The 893-nt window shown below is 51.8% G+C and carries 1 protein-coding gene; it reads right to left on the bottom strand.

The annotated features are described in order from the left end of the window. Window positions 1-809, bottom strand: an 809-nt coding sequence (locus B7364_RS08265) for an IS30 family transposase (protein WP_157893594.1), incomplete at its 3' end; no start/stop codon positions are given. Between the last annotated feature and the right edge of the window lie 84 nt (window positions 810-893).

Raw genomic sequence — 893 nt, 5'->3', positions numbered from 1 at the left:
GGCTTGCAGAAGTATCCCTCAGCGCCAATCTCGCTCTTCAAATAGCTATAATTGGCAAACTCACTGCCCCGATCAAACGTGATCGAGCGGCGTGCTTGAGCAGGGTAGGGGCCAAGCTTGGATTTGATCCCCTTCATCACCTCCTGCGAATGCCGGCTTGCGTTTCTGACCACGACGAGTAACCGCGTTCTACGTTCGACAATTGTCGTCAAGTTGGCGTTTCCAAACTCCTTGCGGAACTGGACCAAATCACATTCCCAGTCACCTAAACGTTGACGCTCGTTGATCACATCGGGACGGTATGCAATTGTATTTGCTTGGGGAATATGAAGGCCGCGCGGTTTGCGGTCATAGCGCCGCCTGCGACGCCGACGCCCAGTTGGCAGATGGCGGTACAAGCCCAACGCGCGGCCAGTCTTATCATAAACATAGCGGTAGATAGTCTCATGGCTGATTTTCGATACGGCCGCATCCGTGGTCTGCGATACAACCCTCAAATGGCCAGCAATTTGCTCCGGCGACCATGCTTCTTTCAGCTTCTCGATAACCAAACTTGCTAGTTGGGGATTGGCAACCATCTTGCGCAACTTGGTTCGCCGACCCTTGGCCATTTGATCGGCCGCTTCACCGTAGTAACCGTCGAGCCAAGGATCCATGTCGTCAAACCAGTTTCGCTTGACCTCTCTATAGATCGTTGAGATGTGCTTTCCCAGCTTCTCAGCGATTGCCCGAATTGATGCTTTCTTGTCCAGCATCCGGAAAATCAACTGACGCTCACGCAAAGTCAGATGTCGATAAGTCATTCCCATTGCAAATTCCTCCAAAGCCGAAAGAGGGGCTTACCAGAAACCCCTCAAATCATTGGAAATTCGCACTTCAAGATTGAATCCACC

It is taken from the genome of Aquidulcibacter paucihalophilus (assembly GCF_002105465.1).
Lineage (GTDB): Bacteria > Pseudomonadota > Alphaproteobacteria > Caulobacterales > Aquidulcibacteraceae > Aquidulcibacter > Aquidulcibacter paucihalophilus.
Note: the sequence above shows the minus strand (reverse complement) of the source record. Positions and strands in the feature narration are given on the sequence as shown.